The sequence below is a fragment of the Planomonospora algeriensis genome, assembly GCF_977012225.1.
Genome location: NZ_CDRNDK010000634.1, coordinates 1 through 2930, shown reverse-complemented (window position 1 = coordinate 2930; position 2930 = coordinate 1). Strand labels below are relative to the sequence as shown.

Below are 2930 nucleotides of genomic sequence, written 5' to 3'. Positions count from 1 at the left end.
GGCCGGCCGCTCCGGCGCCCGGCCGGGCCCCGCGGCGGCCGGACGGTCTGACCGTCCGCGGTCTGACTGTTCACGGCTCGACTGTTCACGGCTCGACTGTTCACGGCCCGCTGGCCGGTGCCAGACGGTCCGGATCATCCTGCCCGTGCTCCCGGTGCCCGCAGCGGGCGCTCCGGAAACCCGCCGACCGCAGCGCCTCCACCAGGTGCCCGGCCGCCATGCCGCCGCGTACCCGCAGGAGGCCCCGCGCGGCGTCGACCTCGAACGACACGACACCAGGCACGTCCCGGACGTGCCGGCTGACCAGGCGGACGCACCGCCGACACAGCATGGCCGAAACGGTCACGGTCACCATGGCCCCCACCGCGTCCTCGGCCTCTTCATGTGATTCGTCTGCCATGGCAGGCAGCCTGCCGGGCCACTCTGGCGGCCCGCTGTCCGCCCGCTGTCCGCCCGCGGCCGCGGGCGCGGCGAACGGCCAGCGGGCGGCCAGCCCGGAGACAGCACGGGACGCGACGCTCCTGCTGTCACCGAGTAACGCACCCCGGAGGTCACCGTGCACACCGTCCCGACGATTGAGGCGGCTCTGTCGGCGCATGCCGAACTGCTGCGCGAAGCCGAGCACCGGCGTCTTCTGCGAAGCGTGCCGGCCCGGGACCGGCGGGCCGGGCCGGGTTCACGCCGGATCGCCCGCCTCTCGACTCTCTTCCCCCTGAACAGGAGCCGGTCATGAGCATCGACACCCCCGCCACGCGGACGCCGCAGACGGCCACCGCCGCCGAGGCGCGCGACGTGGTGAAGATCTACGGCCGCGGCGACACCGCCGTACGGGCCCTGGACGGCGCCACCCTCTCGATCCCCGCGGGACGGTTCACCGCAGTCATGGGACCGTCCGGCTCGGGAAAGTCCACGCTCATGCACGTCCTGGCCGGTCTGGACACGGTGGACGGCGGGCAGGTGCTGATCGGGGGCACCGATCTGAGCAGGCTCAGCGAACGGCAGCGCACGCTGCTGCGCCGCGAACGGGTGGGCTTCGTCTTCCAGGGCTTCAACCTGGTGCCCACGCTGACCGCTGAGGAGAACATCGTCCTGCCGCTGACCCTCGCCGGCCGGCGGGCCGACCAGGCCTGGATCGACGAACTCGTCACCATGCTCGGGCTGGCCGACCGGATGCGCCACCGTCCCGGAGAACTGTCCGGGGGGCAGCAGCAGCGGGTGGCGGTGGCCCGCGCCCTGGCCGCCCGGCCGCAGATCGTCTTCGCCGACGAGCCCACCGGCAACCTCGACTCCCGCGCCGGTGAGGCCCTGCTGGGCTTCCTGCGCCACGCCGCCCACGAACTCGCCCAGACGATCGTCATGGTCACCCACGACGCCGGTGCCGCGGCGTACGCGGACCGGGTGGTCTTCATCGCCGACGGCCGTGTCATCGACGAACTATGCGATCCGGATGTCCCGGCCATCCTGTCCCGCATGACGAACCTCGCCGGGTCCGCGACCCGGAAGGGAGAGTGACCACGATGTGGCGTCTGGCCCTCCGCACCACGCTGGCCCACCGCGGCCGGCTCGCGCTCACGCTGCTGGCGGTCCTCCTCGGGGTCACGTTCACAACCGGCAGCCTGGTGCTCACCGACACCTCCCGGCACCTGCTCGACGAGAGGTTCCGCACGGCCGGCGCCGGGATGGACCTGGCGGTCCGCGACGCGGCCGCCTTCGACGCGGCGATGGGGGTCGAGGTCGAGCGCGACCCGCTGCCCGCCACGCTCGTGGACCGGATCCGCGCGGTGCCCGGCGTCGCCGCCGCCGTGCCCGTCGTACGCGGCCAGGGCCTGCTCAGCGCGGGCGGGAAGGCGATCGTCCCCGAGGGCCCGTCCCTGCTCCTGTCGTGGGAACCCGCCCCCACCGGCGCGTTCACGCTGCGCGCAGGCCGCGCGCCGATGGCGGATGACGAGGTCGTCGTCGACGCCGCGACCGCCGGCCTGCACCGCATCGGCCTGGGGTCCCAGGTCACTGTGCGGGCGGACGAGACGGCCGTATTGCGGGTGGTGGGGCTGGCCGGATTCGGCGCCGAGCCCGGGCTGCCGGACAGCACCGTCGCACTGGTCGGCCTGTCCAGGGCGCAGGACCTGCTCGGCCTCGGCAGCGGCCTGTCGGAGGTCGGTGTCGTCGCCGCCGACGACGCCGACGTCCAGCGGCTGCGGAGCGCGGTTGCGGCCGCCGTCGGGCCCGCCTACGAGGTGACCTCCAGCAGGGACATCGCAGCGTCCAGCGCGGCCGCCGCGAAGACCCAGGTCGCCTCCCTGCAGCTGATGCTGCTCGCGCTCGCGGCGGCGGCCCTGCTCGTCGGCGCGTTCCTCATCGCCAACACGTTCTCGATCGTCGTCACCCAGCGCACTCGGGAACTCGCCGTGCTGCGCGCGGCCGGCGCCACCGGCACACAGATCCTCGGCTCGGTGCTCGGGGAGGCGCTCCTGGTCGGGGCCGCGGCCACCACCGGGGGGATCGCCCTCGGCGTCGCCGGCGCCACCGGGCTGCGCGGCCTGGCCGGAGCCTTCGGCATGACCCTGCCGGACGGCGGGCTCATCGTGACGCCCCGGACCCTGGCCATCGCCTTCGCGGTCGGTCTCGGCGTCACGGTCCTGTCCGTGCTCGGGCCGGCCCGCCGCGCCGCCGCCGTGGCGCCGCTGGAGGCCATGCGCCGCTCCGCGGCCGACACCGGCGCGGGCCGGGGCCGTACCGTCATCGGTGCGGGTGCGACCGGGGTGGGCGTCGCCGGCCTGATCGCCGTCCTGACGGGGAACGGTTCAGTGGCCGTGCTGGCCGCCGCGGCGGTGAGCGCCGTCGTGGGCTGGCCCTGCTCGGGCCGGCGGCCGCCCCGGGCCTGGCCAGGGTCCTCGGACGTCCGCTGGACGCGACCCGGCGTGCCCGGCCGG

Annotated in this window: 3 protein-coding genes; 2 read left to right on the top strand and 1 reads right to left on the bottom strand. The window is 75.1% G+C overall.

Going from position 1 to position 2930, the window contains the following annotated elements:
• Positions 1-100: 100 nt before the first annotated feature.
• A complete protein-coding gene (locus ACWJ6R_RS33715; protein WP_449066098.1) occupies positions 101-400 on the bottom strand; it encodes a heavy-metal-associated domain-containing protein in 300 nt (99 codons plus the stop codon).
• A gap of 329 nt (positions 401-729) precedes the next feature.
• Here ACWJ6R_RS33715 and ACWJ6R_RS33710 point away from each other — a divergent pair, with 329 nt between their 5' ends.
• Both ACWJ6R_RS33710 and ACWJ6R_RS33705 read left to right on the top strand, forming a co-directional pair.
• Positions 730-1512 (top strand): ABC transporter ATP-binding protein, encoded by a 783-nt coding sequence (locus ACWJ6R_RS33710; RefSeq protein WP_449066097.1) that lies wholly within the window; start codon positions 730-732, stop codon positions 1510-1512.
• Between the two features lie 5 nt (positions 1513-1517).
• On the top strand, positions 1518-2930 hold a 1413-nt coding region (locus tag ACWJ6R_RS33705; RefSeq protein ID WP_449066096.1), incomplete at its 3' end, for an ABC transporter permease.